Origin of the sequence: Vibrio sinaloensis, from assembly GCF_023195835.1 — a bacterium.
Lineage (GTDB): Bacteria > Pseudomonadota > Gammaproteobacteria > Enterobacterales > Vibrionaceae > Vibrio > Vibrio sinaloensis_C.
Map to the genome: position 1 here is coordinate 463,050 of NZ_CP096199.1, position 23,488 is coordinate 486,537.

At 48.6% G+C, this 23,488-nt stretch carries 19 protein-coding genes; 17 read left to right on the top strand and 2 right to left on the bottom strand.

The genetic code is table 11. The annotated features are described in order from the left end of the window. Nucleotide 1: 1 nt before the first annotated feature. From MTO69_RS02225 to acpS, 10 genes are all read left to right on the top strand, one after another. On the top strand, nucleotides 2–625 hold the full coding sequence (locus MTO69_RS02225) for an RseA family anti-sigma factor (RefSeq protein WP_248330731.1): 624 nt from the start codon (nucleotides 2–4) through the stop codon (nucleotides 623–625). Then, nucleotides 622–1,587 (top strand): sigma-E factor regulatory protein RseB, encoded by a 966-nt coding sequence (rseB, locus tag MTO69_RS02230; protein ID WP_248330733.1) that lies wholly within the window; start codon nucleotides 622–624, stop codon nucleotides 1,585–1,587. Before MTO69_RS02225 ends, rseB begins: the two co-directional genes overlap by 4 nt. Further along, nucleotides 1,584–2,054: a SoxR reducing system RseC family protein gene (locus MTO69_RS02235; RefSeq protein WP_248330735.1), complete on the top strand. Its 471-nt coding sequence runs from the start codon at nucleotides 1,584–1,586 to the stop codon at nucleotides 2,052–2,054. Before rseB ends, MTO69_RS02235 begins: the two co-directional genes overlap by 4 nt. A gap of 127 nt (nucleotides 2,055–2,181) precedes the next feature. Next, on the top strand, nucleotides 2,182–3,975 hold the full coding sequence (lepA, locus tag MTO69_RS02240; protein WP_248330737.1) for a translation elongation factor 4: 1,794 nt from the start codon (nucleotides 2,182–2,184) through the stop codon (nucleotides 3,973–3,975). Nucleotides 3,976–4,192: 217 nt separating this feature from the next. Next, nucleotides 4,193–5,089: a signal peptidase I gene (gene lepB / locus MTO69_RS02245; protein ID WP_248330739.1), complete on the top strand. Its 897-nt coding sequence runs from the start codon at nucleotides 4,193–4,195 to the stop codon at nucleotides 5,087–5,089. A 140-nt stretch (nucleotides 5,090–5,229) separates the two neighbouring features. Continuing rightward, nucleotides 5,230–5,907 (top strand): ribonuclease III, encoded by a 678-nt coding sequence (rnc, locus tag MTO69_RS02250; RefSeq protein ID WP_248330741.1) that lies wholly within the window; start codon nucleotides 5,230–5,232, stop codon nucleotides 5,905–5,907. Continuing rightward, nucleotides 5,900–6,877 (top strand): GTPase Era, encoded by a 978-nt coding sequence (gene era / locus MTO69_RS02255; RefSeq protein WP_248330743.1) that lies wholly within the window; start codon nucleotides 5,900–5,902, stop codon nucleotides 6,875–6,877. The genes rnc and era overlap by 8 nt, the downstream gene beginning before the upstream one ends. Before the next feature lie 80 nt (nucleotides 6,878–6,957). Then, nucleotides 6,958–7,680, top strand: a complete 723-nt coding sequence (recO, locus tag MTO69_RS02260; RefSeq protein ID WP_248330745.1) for a DNA repair protein RecO — start codon at nucleotides 6,958–6,960, stop codon at nucleotides 7,678–7,680. Continuing rightward, nucleotides 7,677–8,408, top strand: a complete 732-nt coding sequence (pdxJ, locus tag MTO69_RS02265) for a pyridoxine 5'-phosphate synthase (RefSeq protein WP_248330747.1) — start codon at nucleotides 7,677–7,679, stop codon at nucleotides 8,406–8,408. The genes recO and pdxJ overlap by 4 nt, the downstream gene beginning before the upstream one ends. Before the next feature lie 2 nt (nucleotides 8,409–8,410). Continuing rightward, the gene (gene acpS, locus MTO69_RS02270; protein WP_248330749.1) at nucleotides 8,411–8,791 is read left to right on the top strand and encodes a holo-ACP synthase; all 381 of its coding nucleotides are present in this window, start codon (nucleotides 8,411–8,413) and stop codon (nucleotides 8,789–8,791) included. Between the two features lie 8 nt (nucleotides 8,792–8,799). Here the strand turns inward: acpS and barA are convergent, their stop codons facing one another. Further along, a complete protein-coding gene (gene barA / locus MTO69_RS02275) occupies nucleotides 8,800–11,586 on the bottom strand; it encodes a two-component sensor histidine kinase BarA (RefSeq protein WP_248330751.1) in 2,787 nt (928 codons plus the stop codon). Nucleotides 11,587–11,765: 179 nt separating this feature from the next. On the opposite strand from barA, the gene rlmD reads away from it, so the two are divergent. From rlmD to eno, 5 genes are all read left to right on the top strand, one after another. Continuing rightward, complete coding sequence (gene rlmD, locus MTO69_RS02280) at nucleotides 11,766–13,085, top strand: 23S rRNA (uracil(1939)-C(5))-methyltransferase RlmD (protein WP_248330753.1); 1,320 nt, start codon at nucleotides 11,766–11,768, stop codon at nucleotides 13,083–13,085. 71 nt (nucleotides 13,086–13,156) lie between these two features. Then, on the top strand, nucleotides 13,157–15,376 hold the full coding sequence (gene relA / locus MTO69_RS02285) for a GTP diphosphokinase (protein WP_248330755.1): 2,220 nt from the start codon (nucleotides 13,157–13,159) through the stop codon (nucleotides 15,374–15,376). Between the two features lie 167 nt (nucleotides 15,377–15,543). Beyond that, nucleotides 15,544–16,344 (top strand): nucleoside triphosphate pyrophosphohydrolase, encoded by an 801-nt coding sequence (gene mazG / locus MTO69_RS02290; protein ID WP_248330757.1) that lies wholly within the window; start codon nucleotides 15,544–15,546, stop codon nucleotides 16,342–16,344. A 210-nt stretch (nucleotides 16,345–16,554) separates the two neighbouring features. Further along, nucleotides 16,555–18,195 (top strand): CTP synthase, encoded by a 1,641-nt coding sequence (locus MTO69_RS02295; RefSeq protein WP_248330759.1) that lies wholly within the window; start codon nucleotides 16,555–16,557, stop codon nucleotides 18,193–18,195. 77 nt (nucleotides 18,196–18,272) lie between these two features. Next, entirely contained in the window at nucleotides 18,273–19,574 is a 1,302-nt protein-coding gene (gene eno / locus MTO69_RS02300) for a phosphopyruvate hydratase (RefSeq protein WP_248330761.1), read from the top strand. Between the two features lie 187 nt (nucleotides 19,575–19,761). Here eno and MTO69_RS02305 read toward each other — a convergent pair whose 3' ends face one another. Then, a complete protein-coding gene (locus MTO69_RS02305) occupies nucleotides 19,762–20,979 on the bottom strand; it encodes a multifunctional CCA addition/repair protein (protein ID WP_248330763.1) in 1,218 nt (405 codons plus the stop codon). Nucleotides 20,980–21,067: 88 nt separating this feature from the next. Between MTO69_RS02305 and MTO69_RS02310 the strand changes: the two genes are divergently transcribed. Both MTO69_RS02310 and MTO69_RS02315 read left to right on the top strand, forming a co-directional pair. Next, a complete protein-coding gene (locus MTO69_RS02310; protein WP_248330765.1) occupies nucleotides 21,068–22,690 on the top strand; it encodes an ExeA family protein in 1,623 nt (540 codons plus the stop codon). Continuing rightward, on the top strand, nucleotides 22,683–23,456 hold the full coding sequence (locus MTO69_RS02315) for a general secretion pathway protein GspB (RefSeq protein ID WP_248330767.1): 774 nt from the start codon (nucleotides 22,683–22,685) through the stop codon (nucleotides 23,454–23,456). Before MTO69_RS02310 ends, MTO69_RS02315 begins: the two co-directional genes overlap by 8 nt. The last annotated feature ends 32 nt before the right edge of the window (nucleotides 23,457–23,488 follow it).

A 23,488-nucleotide genomic window follows, 5' to 3' on the forward strand; every position in this document is an offset into this window, starting at 1 on the left:
TATGGTGAAAATAATGGCTGACAAAGAGAAACTTTCAGCACTCATGGATGGAGAGTTGGTAGACAAGGCGCTAATTGTAGAATTAGAGCACGACCAACAGAGCCAGCAATCTTGGAAGCATTATCACTTGATTGGTGATGTGATGCGTGGCGATGCTCCGGAAAAGCCGGAATGGAATATTGCTGAAAGCGTCGCAATGGCTTTAGAAAACGAGCCAACGCACTCAACAGTAACTCAGTTAGAACAACATCAACGTATTGAAACTCAGCCGACTCCGGCGCAAGCGCGTCGTCAGTTACCTGCTTGGCTGAATCAGTTTGGCCAAGTGGCTATGGCTGCGTGTGTCTCTCTTGTGGTTATTTTGGGAGTGCAGCAGTACGGTGGTAGCGATGCTACAGCGCCAGAAGCTGATGCCTTGCCAGTGCTGCAGACGATTCCATTTGCGGGGAGCGCAGAGCCGGTAAGCTTGACGCGTTCTTCCGTTGAGCAGTCGAGCTCAAATGAAGCCAATGTTCAAGAGCAGCGCCGCCGCATTCATGCCATGCTGCAAGACTACGAATTGCAACTGCGCTTAAACAGCCAGAGTATTGAGCACAGCGATAATCCTGAAACGGTAGTTGAATGAAAAAAATTCTGATCAGTGTGCTGACACTGTTCAGTTTGAACTCAAACTTGGCCTTTGCAGAAGAAAAAGCTGCAGAGGCTTTGTTGCTTCAAATGAACCAAGCCAGTCAGCACTTAAACTACGAACTCTCTTACATACTGATTAAGAAAAACAGTATCGAACCTTTGCTCTATCGTCACGCTCGAGCAGACGATCAGCAGTTTGCTCATTTAGTGTATCTTAGTGGCCCGGTACGTGAAGTGATTCGTCGTGGCGACGAGGTCAGCTATATCGAACCAGGTGTAGAGCCTTTCACCATTGAGTCGGGCAATGTCGTTGCACCGACCATTCCGCTGCTCAATTCTGATGTTGAACGTTTAAGTGACTACTACGACTTTGTACCTATGGGCCGTGCTCGCGAAGCGGGCGCCGCCTGTCACGTACTGCGCGTGGTGCCAAAAGATGGTCAACGTTATTCATACGTGCTGTGGGTTGACGAGAAGAGCAAACTGCCACTGCGCGCCGATCTCGTTGACCGAGATGGTGAAGTGCTCGAGCAGTACCGCACGATTTCTTACAGTGTAAATGATCAAATCGCCCAAGTTCTCAGTGGCTTACGTGATGTGAAATTGCCCGACGTGCTCTCTTTGCCAAAGGGTCAAGTGATGCAGTCTTATTGGACGGTAGGTTGGGTGCCCAATGGGTTCGAGGCGAAAGAGCTGAATCGCTACCGAATGAACAACACCGAACGTATGGTGGAAAGCCAGATGTATAGTGATGGTCTGTTTAGCTTCTCGGTTTACGTCTCAAACAGCGACAACTTATCGCTAAAAGGACAATTGGTTCGCCAAGGCCGCCGCACCTTACACAGTTTTGTTAAGGGAGATCGCGAGGTCTCGGTGATTGGCGATATTCCACCTTCGACCGCAAAACGTATCGCGCAGTCGGTAACCTTCAAAACGAGTCAGAGTGCCACGCAATGATGACGGCACTTGCAACAGTGGCCAAGGTCGAACCTAATGGCCAACAGTTTGAGGTTGAGTTGAGTTGCGATCAGCAAACCAGCTGTAGCAGCTGCTCGTCGCAAAAAAGCTGCGGTACAGGCATTGTCTCTAAAGCGGTGGGGAATAAATCGCTTAATTGGTACTTGGTCACGGATAAAGTGGTCAAGCCCGGCCAAGTGGTTGAAATTGGTCTGCCAGAAAAGAGCGTATTGCAATCCGCTGCTTTGGTCTATTTGGTTCCCTTGTTTGCAATGATAGCCGGTGCCTTTATTGGTCAGTGGTGGCTTGCCCCTATGCTCGCCATGGGAGAGGGGCTAGTGATCGCCGTCTCGGCACTGGCGACGTTTGCCGGTATCTTGTTCGCCAAACGATTATCCTATCAATTAGAGCAACGCTCTTCACAACAAGTCACCTTATTAAGGGTGCTGGGCGAACCAATTAGCTAGTGCGAACCGGCTAGAAATTGGGTAGAATCTGCCAACTTGAACGAAATGCCGCCATCAATGCTGACTATACTGAGCATAAAGCGCGGCTTTCTTGTCCCTATTTAAAAGAGTTTAGTCACACCAAATCATGAAGCACATTCGTAACTTTTCGATTATCGCCCACATCGACCATGGTAAGTCGACCCTATCAGACCGTTTGATCCAAGTATGTGGTGGATTAAGCGACCGTGAAATGGCCGCACAGGTTCTAGACTCAATGGATCTAGAGCGTGAGCGTGGTATCACCATCAAATCACAGAGTGTGACGCTAAACTACACCGCCAAAGATGGTGAAACGTATCAGCTCAACTTCATCGATACTCCTGGACACGTAGACTTCGCCTACGAAGTTTCTCGCTCTCTAGCTGCGTGTGAAGGAGCGTTACTCGTGGTTGACGCGGGGCAGGGTGTTGAGGCTCAAACTCTTGCTAACTGTTACACGGCGATCGAAATGGATCTTGAGGTTGTGCCAATCTTGAACAAGATTGACCTACCCGCAGCCGATCCAGAGCGTGTCGCGGAAGAAATTGAAGAAATCGTTGGTATCGATGCAATGGAAGCAACCCGCTGTTCTGCGAAGACAGGCCTAGGTGTTGATGACGTTCTAGAAAACATCGTATCCGCAATCCCAGCGCCAGAAGGTGATCCGGATGGCCCGTTACAGGCGCTGATTATTGACTCTTGGTTCGATAACTACCTAGGTGTTGTGTCATTGGTGCGCATCAAAAATGGTCAGTTGAAGAAGAACGACAAGATCAAAGTGATGAGTACTGGCCAGGTTTGGGGTGTTGACCGTCTTGGTATCTTTACACCAAAACAGGTGGATACCGATATCTTGCGTACTGGCGAAGTAGGCTGGGTCGTGTGTGGTATCAAAGACATTCTAGGCGCCCCGGTTGGTGATACGCTGACGCTGGCGAAGAACGGTTGTGATAAGCCCCTGCCTGGCTTTAAGAAAGTGAAGCCGCAGGTCTATGCAGGTTTGTTCCCGGTATCCTCTGATGATTACGAGAACTTCCGTGATGCTCTGGGTAAGCTTAGCCTCAATGATGCATCACTCTTCTACGAACCAGAAAACTCAGCGGCACTGGGTTTTGGTTTCCGCTGTGGCTTCCTTGGTATGCTGCACATGGAAATCATTCAAGAGCGATTAGAGCGTGAATACGATCTTGATCTGATCACTACCGCACCGACCGTAGTGTATGAAGTGGAAGAGACTAACGGCAACATTCTGTATGTCGATAGTCCGGCTAAACTTCCTGCCGTGAATGATATTGAAGAAATTCGTGAGCCTATCGCTCGCTGTAATATCCTAGTCCCTTCTGAGTACCTAGGTAACGTAATTACCCTGTGTGTCGAGAAACGTGGCGTTCAGGTTGACATGGTTTATCACGGCAACCAAGTGGCGGTGACCTACGATATTCCAATGGCAGAAGTGGTACTCGACTTCTTCGACCGTCTGAAATCGACGTCTCGTGGTTACGCATCACTTGATTACAACTTCCAGCGTTTTGAAGCGTCTAAGATGGTTCGTGTTGATGTCTTGCTTAACGGCGACACCGTTGATGCACTGGCGATGATTACTCACAAAGATCAGGCCCAGACTCGTGGTCGTCAGTTGGTCGAGAAGATGAAAGAGTTTATTCCTCGTCAGATGTTCGACATTGCTATTCAGGCGGCGATCGGTAACCACATTATCGCTCGTTCAACCGTAAAACAGCTACGTAAGAACGTAATTGCCAAATGTTACGGTGGTGACGTGAGCCGTAAGAAGAAACTACTGAAGAAGCAGAAAGAAGGTAAAAAACGTATGAAGCAGATCGGTAACGTTGAGCTGCCTCAAGAAGCCTTCCTAGCAATCCTTCACGTAGGAAAAGATTAATCCCTGTCATATTTGGCGCTACAGCGTTGTTGCCAGCGCAAACTCACCGGTTCGCCGGCCGCCCTAATCACATAGAACCTCTATGCTCATAGGGCTGAGTTTGCTTGACGCCTAGCTGTAACACCAACTATTTAAGGGATTGCTCTAAGCAAGTTTTATTGGCAAGTGGAAGGGTTTCGGCTCTTTCACTTTCGTATTTTTGAGATAAGGGAAGTCAATGGCGAATACATTTTCACTCATCCTAGTCATCGTAACCTTAGTAACCGGCGTGGTCTGGGTACTAGAAAAGTTGGTGTTTGCTAAAAAGCGCCAGCAAAAGGTGGCGGACGTTGAGGCGCAAACGAATGGTTTAGATGCCGCACTGGTCGAGAAAGTGAAGACGCAACCTTGGTGGATCGAGAACAGTGTGTCCATTTTCCCGGTGATTGCTGCGGTATTGGTATTGCGCTCTTTTATTTATGAGCCGTTTCAAATACCGTCAGGCTCAATGATGCCCACCTTACTGGTCGGGGATTTTATCTTAGTTGAGAAATACGCTTATGGCTTGAAAGATCCGGTATGGCGAACTCAATTGGTTGAAACCGGCAAGCCTGAGCGTGGTGACATTGTTGTGTTTAAATACCCGCCACAACCAAGTATTGACTACATTAAACGCGTCGTAGGGCTTCCGGGCGACACCGTACGCTACAACAGCAAAAAAGAGATCTGCATTCAGTCTGCCGGCGACAGTACATGCCAACCGGTCAAACTATCGAATGTGGAAGAGAGCCAATTTATCCAAAATGGTATCCCAATGATTCAGTTGGATGAAAAATTGGGAGAGGTGGGCCATCAAATCTTGGTCAATCCACTTCGTCGTGACCGTGTTGAGCTTTATCAGCCACGTAATGGTGTCAATGAGTGGGTAGTACCACAAGGTCAGTACTTTGTGATGGGCGATAACCGTGACAATAGTGCAGACAGTCGCTACTGGGGCTTTGTTCCAGAAGCTAACCTAGTCGGAAAAGCCGTGGCTATCTGGATAAGCTTTGAGTTTGAACGAGATAGCGACAGCGTGCTACCGTCTTGGATCCCAACTGGTGTTAGGTTTAACCGCATCGGTGGTATTAACTAAATTCTCTTCATATTTGAAGCTTTAGCCTGGTTGGCTGCGTAAGTTCACCGAAGCATACCTATGCTCATAGATCTGAACTTATTTGGCCGCTTGGCTACTACGCCATTATTTTGAGAATGTAATCAAATGAATGAGAGAGCATGAATTCTCCTATTGCAAAACTAGAGAAAAGGCTCGGCTATCAGTTTAATGATGCAGAGCTGATCAGTTTAGCGCTGACACATCGTAGCGCTAATGGAAAACATAACGAACGTCTTGAATTTCTGGGCGATTCAATTTTAAGTTTTGTCATTGCTGATGATCTTTATCACCGTTTCCCCAAAGTTAATGAGGGCGACATGAGCCGTATGCGCGCGACATTAGTTCGTGGTAATACGCTCGCAGAACTAGGTCGTGAATTCGAACTAGGAGATCACTTAAAATTAGGTCCAGGTGAATTAAAAAGCGGTGGTTTCCGTCGTGATTCCATTCTCGCTGACGCGGTGGAAGCGATCATCGGTGCCATCTATCTCGATAGCGATATCGAGGTGGTCAGAGGCATTATTTTGAGCTGGTACCAGACGCGCTTAGATGCGATTAAGCCTGGTGTTTCGCAAAAAGATCCTAAAACACGCTTGCAGGAATTTTTGCAAGGGCGAAGAAAACCACTGCCCGCTTACACAGTGACTAATATTAAAGGTGAAGCACACAACCAAGAGTTTACGGTTTCGTGTGATGTAGCAGGTATTGGACAACCTGTTATTGGTAAAGGCACCAGCCGCCGCAAGGCAGAACAAGCGGCTGCAGAATTAGCACTAGAGCAATTGACCAATGACTGATTCAACGGATAACAACGATTTTGATATCGACGCGTTTTTCTCGTCGAACAACGAACAGCCTAGCTCTCCAGAAAACCAGCATTGTGGTTTTGTGGCGATTGTTGGCCGTCCTAATGTGGGTAAGTCGACCTTACTGAACCGTATCCTCGGGCAGAAAATTTCGATCACCTCACGTAAACCGCAGACCACGCGTCACCGTATTATGGGTGTCGATACCGAAGGCGACTATCAAGCGATTTATGTTGATACTCCTGGTCTGCACATTGAAGAGAAGCGTGCCATCAACCGCTTGATGAACCGCGCCGCGAACTCATCACTGAGCGATGTGAACTTGGTACTATTTTTGGTTGATGGAACCCATTGGACAGCAGACGATGAGATGGTGCTCACTAAGCTGCAGAAGTCGAACTTCCCAGTCGTGTTGTGTGTCAATAAAGTTGATAACGTTGCCGACCGCAACGAAGTGATGCTGCACATGATGGAGATGTCGAAAAAGATGGACTTCGTCGATGTGGTGCCTATTTCTGCGAAACACGGTAAGAATATCGATGTGCTACGCAAACACGTGCGAGAGCATCTGCCTAAAGCGACGCACCACTTCCCGGAAGAGTACGTCACCGATCGCTCACAGCGTTTTATGGCCTCTGAAATTGTGCGTGAAAAACTGATGCGTTTTACCGGTGAAGAGTTGCCTTATTCGGTGACGGTTGAAATCGAACGTTTTGATTACAACCCAGACACAGACGGCTTCCACATCAATGCGTTGATTTTGGTCGAACGCAGCGGACAGAAGAAAATGGTCATCGGAAAAGGCGGTGAAAAAATCAAAACCATTGGCCGCGAGGCGCGTCTAGATATGGAAGAGTTGTTTGGCCGTAAGGTGTACCTAGAAACCTGGGTGAAAGTGAAATCAGGTTGGGCAGACGATGAGCGTGCACTGCGTTCACTGGGATACATCGACGATCTTTAACCTGAGAGAGGCATGACGCTTCGCTCCCCGAGTGACAATCAAAGGAGCCTATTGGCTCCTTTTTTCGACTAGAAGGTTTTATGTCATCAGAAGGCTTACAGCGCTGCTTTGTGCTGCACAGGCGACCGTACAGCGAGTCGAGCCTGATCTTGGATGTCTTTAGCGAAGAGTATGGCCGTGTGACCTTGATGTCGAAAGGGGCACGCAGTAAGCGATCCAACTTAAAAGGGGCGCTACAACCTTTTACCCCTTTGTTGCTCAAGTGGTCCGGCAACAGCTCGATGAAAACCCTCAGGCAGGCAGAGCCCATCAGTTTGGGATTGCCTCTGACCGGGATTAACCTCTATTCAGCCATGTATGTCAATGAGTTACTGGGTCGGGTGCTGATGGCGGAAGTGGCGATGCCTGCTCTGTTTCATGACTATTTGCATGCTCTGACTGAGCTGGCTCAAAGTGACAACCCAGAGCCGGCACTGCGCCGGTTTGAGCTCGCGCTATTGTCGGCGCTGGGTTATGGGGTCGACTTTATGCACTGCGCTGGAACGGGAGAGCCGATTGACCCTAACATGACCTATCGCTATCGAGAACAGAAAGGTTTTATCGCATCGGTGCGCCATGACAATCTGACCTTTGTCGGTGACGAACTGATTGCTATTAGCGAGCGTCGCTTTACAACAAAAGAGCAACTTAAAGCGGCAAAACGCTTTACACGTATAGCCTTAAAGCCGTATCTTGGCGGCAAACCATTAAAAAGCAGGGAACTCTTTCTTAGTATGATTCCCAAACGGAGTATTGGAAAATGAGCTCAATTTACCTAGGTGTAAACATCGACCATATCGCGACACTGCGCAATGCACGTGGGACTAAGTATCCTGACCCAGTTCATGCGGCTGAGATTGCTGAGCGTGCCGGCGCGGATGGAATCACAATCCACCTTCGTGAAGATCGTCGTCATATCAAAGATCGCGATGTACGTATTCTACGTGAAACGCTGCAAACACGAATGAACTTAGAGATGGCCGTCACCGACGAAATGGTCGAAATTGCGCTGAAGACAAAGCCCGAGTACGTTTGCTTAGTGCCAGAAAAGCGTGAAGAGCTGACCACTGAAGGCGGTTTGGATGTAGCAGGGCACTTAGACAAAGTGAAAGCGGCAACCCAACGGCTGGCAGAGGCGGGCATCAAGGTGTCGCTATTTATCGATGCGGATCGTGAACAGATTGATGCGGCTAAAGCGTGTGGTGCGCCATTTATTGAGTTGCACACCGGTCACTATGCCGACGCCGAAACTGAGCTGGATCAGCAAAATGAACTCAAGAAGATTGCTGCCGGCGCAAGCTATGCAGCGGATCTTGGTATTACCGTCAATGCAGGTCATGGCCTGACTTACCATAATGTCGCACCGATTGCTGCGATTCCTGAGATCTTTGAGCTCAACATCGGCCACTCTATTATTGGTCGTGCGGTGTTTGATGGGCTTGAAAAAGCCGTGGCGGATATGAAAGCCATTATGGTTGAAGCGCGTCGTTAATTATGGCGATCGTCGGCTTAGGAACGGATATTGCTGAAATCGAGCGAGTGGAGAAAGCCCTCGCTCGTAGTGGTGAGCCGTTTGCCAAACGTATTTTGACCGAGGCCGAATGGTCTAGGTTCAGTGAAATTAAGCAGCAAGGGCGTTTTCTTGCTAAACGCTTTGCCGCTAAAGAGGCTGCGTCTAAAGCGCTTGGCACCGGGATTGCTGCTGGAGTGACCTTTCAGGACTTTGAAGTCACCAATGACGAGTTTGGCAAACCCTTGTTGAGCTTATCTGGGCAAGCACAGCATATCGCCGAGCAACAGCAGGTGGCGAGTATTCACCTGTCTATCTCAGACGAGCGCCACTACGCAGTGGCGACGGTAATCTTAGAGAGTTAATCTCGCACTTAGCTCTCTAAATAAGGTTTCGCACTGGCGACAACCTTTTCCATTTCATCTTGTAGCTCGAATAGCTCGGGCTCGATCTCTTCAATAGTAGCACCTGAACGCAGCGCTTTTTCAATCGCGGCACAGACACTTTTTAATCGAGGCACGCCGCAGTAGGAGCTGCTACCATGCAACTTATGCACGTAGTGAATCAACTGTTCGATATCACAATGCTCATCTTCCAACGCGCCTTCAACCATAGCGTTGACTTCTGGAATGTAGTCCACCAGCATCTGCAACATATCGCGAGCCAAATCCTCTTTGTTGGCTGACTGCTTCAAAGCGGCTTGCCAATCGATAATCATGGTGTTGCGCTCGTTATTCACTGCGGTTTCATCAGCGGGGATGTCCATTTGCGCTGAGCTGATATCGAGCTTCTGCAGCGCTTGTTGACTAATATGAGGGCTCCAGTGCATCAAGACTTGTTGCAAGATATGCTCTTCAATTGGCTTGGTTAAGTAGTCGTCCATCCCGGCATTGAGTAAGCGATCCCGTTCACCACTCATTGCATGCGCCGTTACCGCGATCACCGGAGTTTCGGCGTTGAGCGCGGTTTGTTTGATCTGATTACACGCAGTCACCCCATCCATGTGTGGCATCTGAATATCCATCAACACGATATCAAACTTTTGTGTTTGCGCTTGCTGCACCGCATCCACACCATTGGTACAGGTGATGACCCGTTCAACACGCTCTTGGAGCAAGGCGCTAATCAGTTTGAGGTTAGCTGGGTTATCGTCCACGGCCATCACGGTGAGCGGTAGGGTCTCACTTTGCTCAGGAAGTGGCTCTAACAGCGGAACTCTCTCTTGATTGGCCACGAGTGTTTGCAGCAACTTGCGGCGCGACAATGGCTTGGTAATACAGTGAATTGGGTATTTCTGAATCAGATGATCTGACAACGCCAGAGCGGTACTTGGGGTGCCGACCACCACATGGGCGGCGCAGTGCAGCGCATGTTCAACCCAAGCTTCAACGCTTGCGGTATCGTTGTCTCGATTCGGCGCTAGATTGAGCAGCACGTAGTCATAATGTTCGACCTCTTCTGGCAGTGAGGAGCGATAGGTGACAACCAGCCCTTCTTGCGCTAGCGTTTGCTGTATCACCGAGGCCGCTTGCATGTTGGGTTCAACCAGAAGCAAACTGCGCTGACGTAGAGATTGTGTCTCCAGTAATTCGCTGACTGGCATATCAGTGGCACTTAAGCGCAGAGTAAACCAGAACGTCGAGCCTTGGTGCAGACGACTGGTTAAACTGATCTCACCGCCCATTTGGCTAACCAGTTTTTGAGTAATAACCAAGCCCAAACCAGTACCGCCGTAACGGCGTGAGATGCTGGCATCGGCTTGACTAAAGGCTTGGAACAGCTGTGATTGTTGGCGCTCAGAAATGCCGATCCCTGTATCGCGCACCATAAATTGCAGTTCGATCAAATCATCACGCTGGGAGCGCAGCTCTACACTGATATCGATGTTGCCGCGTTCGGTAAACTTAATCGAGTTACCCACTAGGTTGGTCAATACTTGCTGAATTCGCAGTGGGTCGCCAACTAAACCTGGCGGGATCTTTGGATCTATCTTCAGGGTCAGCTCTAACCCTTTTTCATGCGCGCTGGTGGCTTGCAGGCTTACTACTTCTTCGAGAGAGCCTTGGAAGTCGAACGGGATATTCTCCAACGCGAGCTTGCCGGCCTCTAGCTTAGAGAAGTCGAGAATATCATTAATGATATTGAGTAAGTTCTTGGCGGATTTTTCGATGGTCTGTAGATAGTCTGTTTGGCTATTGGTCAAGGTGGTTTTGAGCATCTGACGAGTAAAGCCAATCACGCCATTCAGAGGAGTACGCAGCTCGTGCGACATGTTGGCAAGAAACTCAGATTTAACACGCGCTGCTTCCTGAGCGCGCTTTTTCGCGATATCGAGCTCGACGTTTTGGATTTCGAGCTGCTCCAATGTTTCTCGTAGGTCGGAGGTCGCCTGATCGATACTGTGCTGCATTTCGACGTGGTATTCCGACAACGAGACCGCCATCGCGTTGATACCATTTTTCAGCGAGTCCAGCTCTCCGTGCATTTTGCCTTCTATTCGCACGTCCAAATGACCTCGGCGAATTCGGTCGACCATATTTTTCATATGTGAGATGGGGCGGGTAACGTCGTGCATTAGCCGATAGGCAAACATCGCTGATAATCCCAAGCCAATTAACAGCACCAAGCACGCCGAGAATATCTCTTGATACTGCTGTAAGCGCAGTGATGAGAGATCCAGCTCAATGGCAACATAACCGAGCGCAGGGTTGGCGTTTTGTCCTCGCATGGTCGCGACAACGCCCGATTCTGCAATGATCGGTGCGCGTAAAATAAGGGTGTTCTTATCTAAATCAGAGCTAACCAGCATCGGAATCGGCGCATCTTTAGGAAAAGTCAGAAGCTCAAAGTTTGGGTGAAAGTTGGAGGTGACGAACAGTTCATGACTGTAATCGAACACAGCAATACTGCGTACGAACTTAGAGTTTTTGCGGTGCGCATAGCTGATAATGCGACGCACTGATTCGCGACTATTGTTCTTCAGGCCGTCTTCGCTGGCAATGGCGAGCGGTTCAATAATGTTCAAGCCAGAATTGACGACTTGGGTCTCGAGGTCGTGATAGCGATTAAACGAGAAAAATGCACTCAAAAGCAATCCAATGATCAGGGTTGGAGCTAAAGTGAGAGTAATTACGCGAGCGCGCAAGCCATATCTGGTCATTATTGTCTAAACATCGTGGTGTGGATATGGGAAAATAGTCGCAATAAAAAGATGAGACTGCCGAATGGTTAAGCATAATCAACTCGGTCGGCTCAGACAATGATTCAGGCACAAAAGCTGGCACGTAAGCACTTTTTCGAGCAATTGGCCGTTTGGCCCCATCAACACAGGCAACCACTATGGCGCGTTTTTTCCAAGCTAAGAAGAAAACTCAACTCAACACTAAGCACCAGTTATTCACTATTGAAAAGCTCGATCACCACGGTGCCGGCATCGCTTATCAAAACAGAAAACCGGTGTTTATTGAGGGCGGATTGCCGGGGGAGCAGGTACTGGCTCAACTGACCGAGAGTAAGAGTAAGTATGCACGCGCTAACCTGATCAAGGTGCAAAAAGCCAGTGAGCAACGTGTTGAGCCCATTTGTGCTTACTATCAAGAGTGTGGCGGCTGCAATATGCAGCATCTCGATATCGAGTCACAACGCGCCTACAAGCAGCAGACGCTTAGCCAACTGATGGCCAAGTTTGCTGGGCAGAGTATTGACCCTGAAGCGCCAGTGGTTGGCCCGCAACAAGGCTATCGCCGCCGTACCCGCATCAGCATCAAGCTCAACAAGCGCACGCAACAGATGGAGTTTGGTTTTCGTAAAAAACACAGCCAAGAAATAGTGACGGTTGACGCCTGTCCGATCTTGGATTTGGAGCTCAGTCAGTTAATTGCGCCATTACATAAGCTGTTGCAAAGCTTTGCCAATCAGCAGCGGTTAGGACATGTAGAGCTGGTCAAAGGTGACAACACTAAGGTCATCGTGTTGCGTCATCTAAAATCGCTCACTGAGTCGGAACAGCAATTGCTGCAACAGTTTGCTGAGCAGCATCAAGCGACACTATACCTGATGCCCCAGGCTGAGCAGTTGCATCGAGTGGTGGGTGAACGCCCCTATTATCAGGAGTCGGGGGTGACGATTCCGTTTGAACCAAATAACTTTATTCAGGTCAACCAAAGCGTCAACCATGGCATGGTAAGCCAAGCTCTCGCATGGTTAGAGCTTAAGCCGCAAGATCGTGTGCTTGACCTTTTCTGCGGCCTTGGAAATTTCAGCTTACCGCTAGCACAAAGTGTGTCACAGGTAGTGGGAGTTGAAGGTGTGGATGAGATGGTTAACAAGGCAAGCGCCAACGCCCGACTCAATCATGTCGAAAATGCGCGTTTTTACCAGGCAAATTTAGAACAAGATGTCTCTGGTCTGCCCTGGACAGCAGAAAAATTTGATAAAATACTGCTCGATCCTGCCAGGGCTGGTGCCAGTGGTATCATTGATCAAGTTGCGTCGCTAGGCGCGCATCGAGTGGTCTATGTCTCATGTAACCCAGCGACGTTAGCTCGAGATTCACAAAGCTTACTAAAACAAGGCTTCAAATTACAAAAATTAGGTATGCTCGATATGTTCCCGCATACAAGCCATTTAGAATCAATGGCGCTCTTTGTAAAGGATTAAAAGAACGGCTCGAGTCGCTGCACAGCTGACGCCGAGTGGTTCAAAAATAGAAAGATAACAGGACGAAAATAATGGTTGCGGTCAGAAGCGCACATTTAAATCAAGACGAACAGTTTGAGCTAGATAAGTGGATCGATAGTCTTCATCAAGATCCCAAGGTTTCCAAGCGCTTAAAAGAAGTTTACCTCAAGAGTGAAGCCATTCTAAAAGATAACGATCAGGGGCCACTGCTGCTATGGCGCGGGCGTGAAATGATCGAGATTCTTATCACTCTATCGATGGATAAAGCCACATTGGTTGCGGCGCTATTGTTCCCCATAGTGTCAAGTGGCGCTTACCCGCGAGCTCAGTTCGAAGAAGATTTCGGCAAAGAAACCATCAAACTCATCGATGGTGTCGAAGAGATGGCTGCACTTGGCCAACTGAACGTGACCCTAGAGGGAAGCGCCGCTTCATCTCAAGTGGACAACGTGCGTCGCATGTTATTGGCTATGGTCGATGACTTTCGCTGTGTGATCATCAAGCTGGCTGAGCGTATTGCTAATTTGGTTGAGGTTAAAAAAGCGCCAGATGAGGTGCGCCGCGCGGCTGCGCAAGAGTGTGCCAATATTTATGCGCCACTCGCCAATCGTCTGGGTATCGGTCAGCTCAAATGGGAAATGGAAGACTATGCGTTCCGTTACCAGCAGCCAGATACTTACAAGCAGATCGCCAAACAGCTTTCTGAGCGCCGAATCGTGCGCGAGCAGTACATTAAAAACTTTGTCGATGATCTGACGGCGGAAATGAAAGCGCTGGGCATCAACGCTGAAGTGAGTGGGCGGCCAAAGCATATTTACAGTATTTGGCGCAAGATGCAGAAAAAAGGCTTAGCGTTTGATGAGCTGTTTGATGTGCGAGCGGTGCGGATTATCGCCGATAAACTGCAAGACTGTTATGCCGCACTGGGCACGGTGCACACTAAATACAAGCACTTGCCTAGTGAGTTTGACGATTACGTCGCCAACCCTAAGCCGAATGGCTATCAATCGATTCATACCGTGATTTTAGGCCCGGAAGGCAAAACGATTGAGATCCAGATTCGCACTAAAGACATGCACGAAGACTCAGAGTTGGGCGTTGCTGCGCACTGGAAATATAAAGAGGGCGGTGGCGGTCGCAGCGGCTACGATGAGAAAATTACTTGGCTGCGTAAACTTCTCGATTGGCAAGAGGAGATGTCTGACTCGGGCGAAATGTTGGATGAACTGCGCAGTCAGGTGTTTGATGACCGCGTTTACGCCTTTACCCCGCGTGGTGATGTCGTTGACCTGCCAATGGGAGCGACGCCTCTCGACTTTGCTTACCACATCCACTCAGAAGTGGGTCACCGTTGTATCGGAGCCAAAGTCGGCGGTCGTATTGTTCCCTTTACCCATAAGTTGCAGATGGGCGATCAGGTTGAAATCATTACATCGAAAGAGCCGAATCCGTCACGCGATTGGCTTAACCCCAATATGGGTTTTGTTACCTCTGGTCGAGCTCGGGCGAAAATCAACGCCTGGTTCCGCAAGCAGTCTCGAGAGAAAAACCTCGAGGCGGGGCGTGAAATTTTAGAGGATGAACTGGCCAAAATAGGCGCTACCCTGAAAGATGCGGAGCACTATGCGCTGAAACGGTTTAACGTCAATAGTGCCGATGAGCTGTATGTCGGCGTGGGCAGCGGCGACCTGCGTATCAACCAAATCATTAATCATATTAATGCCTTGGTAAACAAACCCACAGCGGAAGAAGAAGACAAGCAAGCTCTGGAAAAACTTCAAGAAGCCGTTAATAAAGCACCGGCGCAAAGCCGCCCGAAAAAAGATGCCGTCGTGGTTGAAGGGGTCGATAACCTCATGACCCACCTGGCTCGCTGTTGTCAGCCGATCCCTGGCGATGATATTTGTGGCTATATCACTCAAGGTCGGGGCATTTCAGTGCATCGAAGTGATTGTGAGCAGTTGGAAGAGCTGCGTCATCACGCACCGGAGCGTATTATTGACACCGTTTGGGGTAGTGGTTTTGTCGGCTCCTATATTCTCACTGTGCGCGTTGAGGCCATGGAGCGCAGTGGATTGCTTAAAGACATCACCACGCTGTTTGCCAATGAAAAAATCAAAGTAACCAGTATGAAAAACCGGGTCGATTATCGTCGTCAACTGGCCATTATGGATTTTGACCTTGAAGTGACCAATATTGAAATCTTACAACGGGTTTCGAAGCGGGTAGAGCAGATCCGCGATGTTATGTCGGTCAAGCGTTTGGGTTAGGTCGCGAAACAAAAATGTCATCCCTTCCTAGAAGGGGCACCTAAGTGGGTAGAGATTGCCACATTGAGCATGCTTTACGCTTGAAGATGGCAGAGAGCAAATAGAGGTGAGTGGTGTTTACCGCTCACCTTTTTCTTTTAGAAATAAAGGATCAAAGGAACAAGAAAATGAGTCATCCGATTGAACAGCTAGAACAGATCATGGCAAAGCTGCGCGATCCAGAAGGCGGTTGCCCTTGGGATCTGAAGCAGAATTTCGACACCATAGTGCCGCACACCATTGAAGAAACCTATGAAGTGGTGGATGCCATTCAAAATCGTGATTGGCCCAATCTCAAAGAAGAGCTTGGTGACTTGCTGTTTCAGGTGATTTTCTACAGCCAGTTAGCGAAAGAGCAGAACCTATTTGATTTTTCCGAGGTGGTTGAGGCCGTTAACGAAAAATTGACTCGCCGTCATCCGCATGTTTTTTCTGATGCCGAGTTTGAAAGCGATGAGCAGATCAATGCTAACTGGGAAGCAGAGAAAGCCAAAGAAAAAGCCCAAGCAGGAAAAAGTGAACAAAGTATCCTAGACTCTATACCAGTCTCTCTACCGGCACTTTCTCGTGCTACAAAGATACAGAAAAAGTGCGCAAAATTTGGCTTTGATTGGGACTCGATCGGACCAGTCGTCGAAAAAGTGCAAGAAGAGATTGAAGAGGTGCTAGACGAAGCTCTACAGGTATCACCCGAACAGGAAAAAGTCGAATTAGAGCTGGGGGATTTGCTGTTTGCCTGTGTCAACTTATCTCGTCATTTAGGCGCAAATCCGGAAGTCGCTTTAAACAAAGCGAATTTAAAATTTGCACGTCGATTCCGTCAAGTGGAACAGAAAGTGGCGCAATCGGGTCGTAATCTCAGCGACTGCTCTTTGGAGCAATTAGAAGATTATTGGCAGCAAGTAAAGCGACTTGAGCCAGATTTGTAGGTGCATTTAGCGGATGCTTTTTATGAGACAAATGTGACTCAGAACAAAATCTCGATGTCTGTTTTCTCTTTGTGCAGTTTGATTTGAAGCAAAAAATAAAAAATTGCAGTGTGATAGATTTCACGTTGTGGCGGATAAGGGCTTCTGGTATATTTATATCCCGTCCAGAAGAAATCCATTTTCCCTCATTCAACCAATTTCAGGTTAAACATGACGACAAATTACATTTTTGTTACTGGCGGGGTTGTATCCTCTCTAGGTAAAGGTATTGCAGCAGCATCCCTTGCGGCTATTCTAGAAGCTCGTGGTCTAAAAGTGACTATGATGAAGCTTGACCCTTACATCAACGTTGACCCAGGCACAATGAGCCCAACTCAACACGGTGAGGTGTTTGTCACGGAAGATGGCGCTGAAACTGACCTTGACCTAGGTCATTACGAGCGTTTTATCCGCACCAAAATGACCAAGCGCAACAACTTCACAGCAGGTCGTGTTTACGCAGACGTTCTTCGTAAAGAGCGTCGTGGTGATTACCTCGGTGCAACCATTCAGGTTATTCCTCATATTACTAATGCGATCAAAGATCGTGTTATTGCAGGTTCAGAAGGCCACGATGTCGCCATCGTTGAGGTTGGCGGCACGGTCGGTGATATCGAATCTCTACCTTTCATGGAAGCCATTCGTCAGCTCGCAGTCGAGCTTGGCCGTGAGCGCGCGATGTTTATGCACCTGACACTGGTTCCTTACCTTGCAGCAGCGGGCGAAGTAAAAACTAAGCCAACTCAGCACTCGGTAAAAGAGTTGCTTTCTATCGGTATCCAGCCAGACATCCTTGTGTGTCGTAGCGATCGCATGATCCCAGCGAATGAGCGTAAGAAAATCGCGCTATTCTGTAACGTACCTGAGAAAGCAGTTATCTCGATGAAGGATGTAGACTCTATCTACAAGATCCCTCAACTTGTCAAATCTCAAGGCCTGGATGATCTCGTTTGTGCGCGCTTCGGTATTGATGCGCCAGAAGCTAACCTGTCTGAATGGGAACAGGTTATCTATGAAGAAGCGAACCCTACCGGTGAAGTTACGATTGGTATGGTTGGTAAGTACATCGAACTACCAGACGCTTACAAGTCAGTGAACGAAGCACTGAAACATGCTGGCCTTAAGAACCGTCTCAGCGTAAAAATTAAATACGTCGATTCTCAAGATCTAGAAAGCAAAGGGGTTGAACTGCTTGCTGACCTAGATGCTATTCTGGTTCCTGGTGGCTTTGGCGACCGTGGTGTCGAAGGTAAAATCCTTGCCGCGCAATACGCTCGTGAGAACAAGGTGCCATACCTAGGTATCTGTTTGGGTATGCAAGTGGCACTGATCGAATACGCGCGTAATGTTGCGGGTATGGAAGGTGCGCACTCAACAGAGTTCAACAAAGAGACTAAGTACCCAGTTGTGGGTCTGATTACCGAGTGGGTTGACGAGTCGGGCAACGTGGAAGAGCGTACTGAGAAGTCAGACTTAGGCGGCACAATGCGTCTTGGTTCACAGCTGTGTCACCTAGAAAAAGGCACCAAAGCTCGTGAACTTTACGGTAGCGCGACTATCCATGAACGTCATCGCCATCGTTACGAAGTGAACAACCATCTTCGTCCACAGATTGAAAAAGCAGGTTTGAAAGTGTCTGGCCTATCCGCAGACAAAAAACTGGTAGAAGTGATTGAGAACCCAGCCCACCCTTGGTTTGTCGCGGCTCAGTTCCACCCAGAATTCACTTCGACACCTCGTGATGGCCATCCACTATTTGCAGGTTTCGTTAAAGCGGCTGGTGAATACCAACGCAGCGAATCAGAGAAGTAAAGAATACAGGCAGTAGCGTGAGTTGTGCTGCTGCCTTTAATTTTGACATTATATATTCAACGAGAAGGAAACATTCAATGTCTAAGATCGTTAAAGTTCTAGGTCGTGAAATCATCGATTCACGTGGTAACCCAACTGTAGAAGCTGAAGTACACCTAGAAGGCGGTTTCGTAGGTATGGCGGCTGCTCCATCTGGCGCATCAACTGGTTCACGTGAAGCACTTGAGCTTCGTGACGGCGACAAAGCTCGTTTCCTAGGTAAAGGTGTTCTTAAAGCTGTTGAAGCTGTAAACGGTGCAATCGCAGAAGCTCTAGTGGGCAAAGATGCGAAAGACCAAGCAGCAATCGATGCAGTAATGATCGAGCTAGACGGTACTGAGAACAAATCTAAGTTCGGTGCTAACGCAATCCTAGCGGTTTCTCTAGCGAACGCTAAAGCGGCTGCAGCGTCTAAAGGTATGCCTTTGTACGAGCACATCGCTGAACTAAACGGTACTGCTGGTCAGTTCTCTATGCCTCTACCTATGATGAACATCATCAACGGTGGTGAGCACGCAGACAACAACGTTGACATCCAAGAGTTCATGATTCAGCCAGTTGGCGCTAAGACTCTTAAAGAAGGTCTACGTATCGGTGCAGAAGTATTCCACAACCTAGCTAAAGTTCTTAAGTCTAAAGGCTACAGCACTGCAGTTGGTGACGAAGGTGGTTTCGCTCCTAACCTTAAGTCTAACGCAGAAGCGCTAGAAGTTATCGCAGAAGCTGTTGCTGCTGCTGGTTACGAACTAGGTAAAGACGTGACTCTAGCGATGGACTGTGCAGCATCTGAGTTCTTCGACAAAGAAGCTGGCATCTACAACATGAAAGGCGAAGGTAAGACTTTCTCTTCTGAAGAGTTCAACCACTACCTAGCTGAGCTAGCTCAGAAATTCCCAATCGTTTCTATCGAAGACGGTCTAGACGAGTCTGACTGGGATGGCTTCAAGCACCAAACTGAACTACTAGGTGACAAGCTTCAACTAGTAGGTGACGACCTATTCGTTACTAACACTAAGATCCTTGCTGAAGGTATCGAGAAAGGCGTTGCTAACTCTATCCTTATCAAGTTCAACCAAATCGGTTCTCTAACTGAGACTCTAGCTGCAATCAAGATGGCTAAAGACGCAGGTTACACAGCAGTAATCTCTCACCGTTCTGGCGAAACTGAAGATGCAACTATCGCTGATCTAGCGGTAGGTACAGCTGCAGGCCAAATCAAGACGGGTTCTATGAGCCGTTCTGACCGTGTTGCTAAGTACAACCAACTAATCCGTATCGAGGAAGCGCTAGGTGAGCGTGCTCCTTACAACGGTCTTAAAGAAGTTAAAGGCCAAGCTTAATTCTTAGTTGAATTAATCGCTTAACTTAAGCTTTTAAAAAAACGCCTCCGGTTTCGGGGGCGTTTTTGTTTGTTGGTAGGTGTTCGTCATTCCAGAAATGAGGAACGAATTATCTGGAATCTATTCACAGCGTGCGCTTTAGCTAGATTCTGAACTGCGGTCGTTCCTGCCTTTTTAGAATGATGGACTAACCTTCAGAGGCTCTAATCGCCTCAACCCGGCGCTTTTCCATCTCAGCTCGAATATCCGCGCCTGTATACCCATCCTTAATAATGTCCTGAACATTGACGGACAGAGCAGCTCGATAGGCTTGCTCAAATAGCACCTTTTGAGGGTATTCAATCTGTCCATAGCCAGTTCGACCGCGGCTATCCGCCATACAACACAGCAAAATGTCTTCTAGGCGGTCCGGTTTACGCCACACATCGAACTTGTTAAGTACTTTGAGCTTGGTTTCTGGGCGAAGCTCAGCGGCTCTATGAATGTTTGAGTGCTGCTCGCAAACCATCAGAGCCAGTTCTTTAAACTCGTTGGGGACACGGATACGCTCACACAGTTTTTTAATCAGTTTAAGCCCAGTATGACAATGCAGCTTATGGCTCGGCCACTCTGATTCTGGTGTTATACCTTTACCTAAATCATGCACCTGAGAAGCAAAACGAACCGGAAGGGAATCGCTCAATAGTGCGGCTTGTTTTGCTACAAGAAGGGTGTGAACGCCGGTATCAACCTCAGGATGCCACTTCTCTGGTTGTGGTACACCAAACAGGGCGTCGATTTCTGGTAACACGATTTTTAGTGCGTCACACTGTTTTAGTACGTCGAGAAAGATCTGCGGATTACGGGTGGACAAGGATTTATGCCACTCCTGCCATACGCGTTCAGGCGTTAAGTGTTCAAGCTCTCCTGAGTGGCTGATCTCACGCATCAGCTCTAACGTTTCTGGTGCAACGGTAAAACCCAAGTGGTGTAGTTTGGCGGCAAAACGGGCAACCCGCAGCACTCGTAGCGGATCCTCGATAAAAGCATCGGAAACGTGGCGTAGCAAGCGATCCTGCAAATCGGCCTGGCCATTAAATGGATCGACAATGTTGCCGTACTGATCTTGCGCCATGGCATTGATGGTCAAGTCGCGTCGTTCAAGATCTTGCTCTAGGGTTACGTCCGGGGCAAAGTAACAGTCGAAACCAGTGTAACCGCTTGAAGTTTTGCGTTCTGTGCGTGCTAGAGCGTGCTCCTGTTTGGTTTTTGGGTGAAGAAATACCGGAAAGTCTTTACCCACAGGGGTATAGCCTAGAGCAATCAATTCGTCTGGTGTGGCGCCGACCACCACCCAGTCTTGATCGTAGACGTCAATATTTAACAACTGGTCGCGAACGGCGCCACCAACAAGGTATCTTTGCACCTAGCTCTCCCTTTTACTTATCTGATCATTGGCTAATCGTGCCAGCAATGGTACTTTCCTTAGCAACAAATGCCCAGAGACGAGAAGTATGTATCTACAACATTTTGCGCTGACCGAGTTGCCTTTTTCGATTGTGCCAAACTCTCGTTTTCTTTATCAGAGCCGACGTCATCAAGAAGCGCTGAATCAGATTCAGTCGGGTCTGGGTGAAGGAGGCGGTTTTGCCATGCTTACCGGTGAGGTAGGGACTGGGAAAACCACCATCGCGAAATCGATACTCAATACCCTAGCAGCGAATACTCGTTCGGCACTGATCCTCAATCCTACCTTTAGCGAAATCGAATTGCTCGAAGCGATCTGTGATGAATTTACCATCAAGTATAGGTCGGGAGCGTCACTTAAGGTGTTGAACCAGGCCATTCATCAGTTTTTGTTAGATAACCATGCTCAAGGAATACAGACCTTACTGGTGATTGACGAAGCGCAGCACCTGTCAGCGGATGTACTTGAGCAGTTGCGACTGCTCACTAACCTAGAGACCGAACGGCAAAAGTTGCTGAAAGTGTTACTGATTGGTCAGCCAGAGCTGCAACAGAAATTGCAAATGCCACAGCTAAGGCAGTTAGCGCAGCGCATCACCGGGCGCTATCACTTACTGCCACTTAATCAAGATGAGACGCGTGACTACATCCGGTTTCGCTTAACCTTGGCGGGAGGCTCGACCGATCTTTTTTCTTTAGCCTCTATCAAATATATCGCGCGGCAAACTCAGGGCATCCCAAGACTGATTAACCTAGTTTGTGATGCCTGTTTGAAGCGGGCGTATACCATTGGTGAGCCTGCGCCGACCCAAGCGACGGTTCGAGCAACCTGTGATGAGGTCATGAGCTTTCAGACGGCCTCGGTTCAGCCCAAGCAATATCAAGCGGCTGGAGCAGAGCGAGTGATGGTAAAAACCTTAATCGCGTTCAGTGTTTCGATGGGGTTGTCCATCTCAGCGTATGTGGCTACGCCTCAGTTAGTGACGCCGCTTTTTTCGCAACTGATTGAGCAAGCCTACCCTCAGGTAGACAATGTGGAGCATATAGAGACAGTGTTTCCAGCGGAGCTAAAACAAACACTGAGTCAGCCTAGTACTCAAGAGCAAGCGTTGTCGGCTCTATATGAAGTGTGGGGCTATCGAGCGTCTGTGCTTGATCAGCTTTGCCTTGATGAGAGTGAAACGCGGTTTCGTTGCGCAGTCGAACAAGGAAGCTTATCTCAACTCGCACAGCACAATACCCCAGTAGTGCTCACTTTAAATATCGATGGCCAGACGCGCTTTGCGGTGCTCTATGGTTTGTCACAGGGGCAAGTTCAGCTATTAGTCAATGGTCAACTGATTGAGTTTGAGCAGCAATGGCTTGCCACTATCTGGCAAGGCGAGTACCGGCGAATTTGGCAAGGTTATTGGCAACAGACCTTAAAATCCGGCATGAGAGGTCAGCAAGTCGCGTTATTGGATAGCCACTTATCTCGGGTGCTGGGTCAACCCGAGTCGGCGCAGCCCTTTTTCGATAATCAACTGAAACAGAAGGTTGAGCTGTTTCAGCGCTGGCAAGGACTCAGTGTCGATGGTATCGCTGGGCAGCAAACCTTGCGCCTGCTCGAAGTGTTGTCACAGCCTGATGCGCCTAAACTCACGGTCAAAGGGGAAAGTACCCATGTCTAAAGTGATGCAGCAACTGAAACATTCGGAGCATCGTCACCTGGAGTCTGGTGCTGCGAGCTTTGCTTCAACCCAGCTCTATTCTCCACAAAACAGGCGCAGTCGGGGTTGGCGCTATATCACTATAGCCATAGCGCCACCACTCGTGGTTGCTACCGGAGTGGCGCTGTATACCTATCAATCTCAAAAGCAGTCTTGGCTTGAGTCGAATGTCAGTCGAACCATATCGATTGAGGTGCCGTTTGAGTATCAGCTTGAGCCAGCGCCAGACTTTGGCACGTTAGCTGTCACTTATAGGCAGGCCCCGATTGAAGCGCCAGAGTCGATGCAACAACCGTTGGATAGTCAACCGCTAGCTGCTGAGCCTACAATGGACGTCGAATCCACGGCTGCAAACAGTGATGGCGGTGAGTCTGACCTGTTGCAGGGGATTGACTTGTCGGAGCTTTCACCTGAGTTAGCGCAGCGCTTTGAAGCGGCACTCAACTCAGCGCCGCAAGCACAGCAGACCCAGTCTAGCCCTAAAGCCACCAATCTTTCTCATCATCCTGAACCTTGGTATGGAAAGCTTCCGGCGATGAACTTTCAGACTCATGTGTACTCAAGTAAAGCCGATAAGCGCTGGGTAAAAATTAACGGCGTGGAATATAGCGAGGGTGACTGGATTAATAACAGTGTTGAGCTGGTCACAATCGAACCGCAAACCTGCTTGATACGCTTTGAGGGGGATTTAATCGAGGTGCCAGCGTTATACGACTGGAAAGGCTAAATATTATAAAGGTCACGCTGGCGTGACCTTTA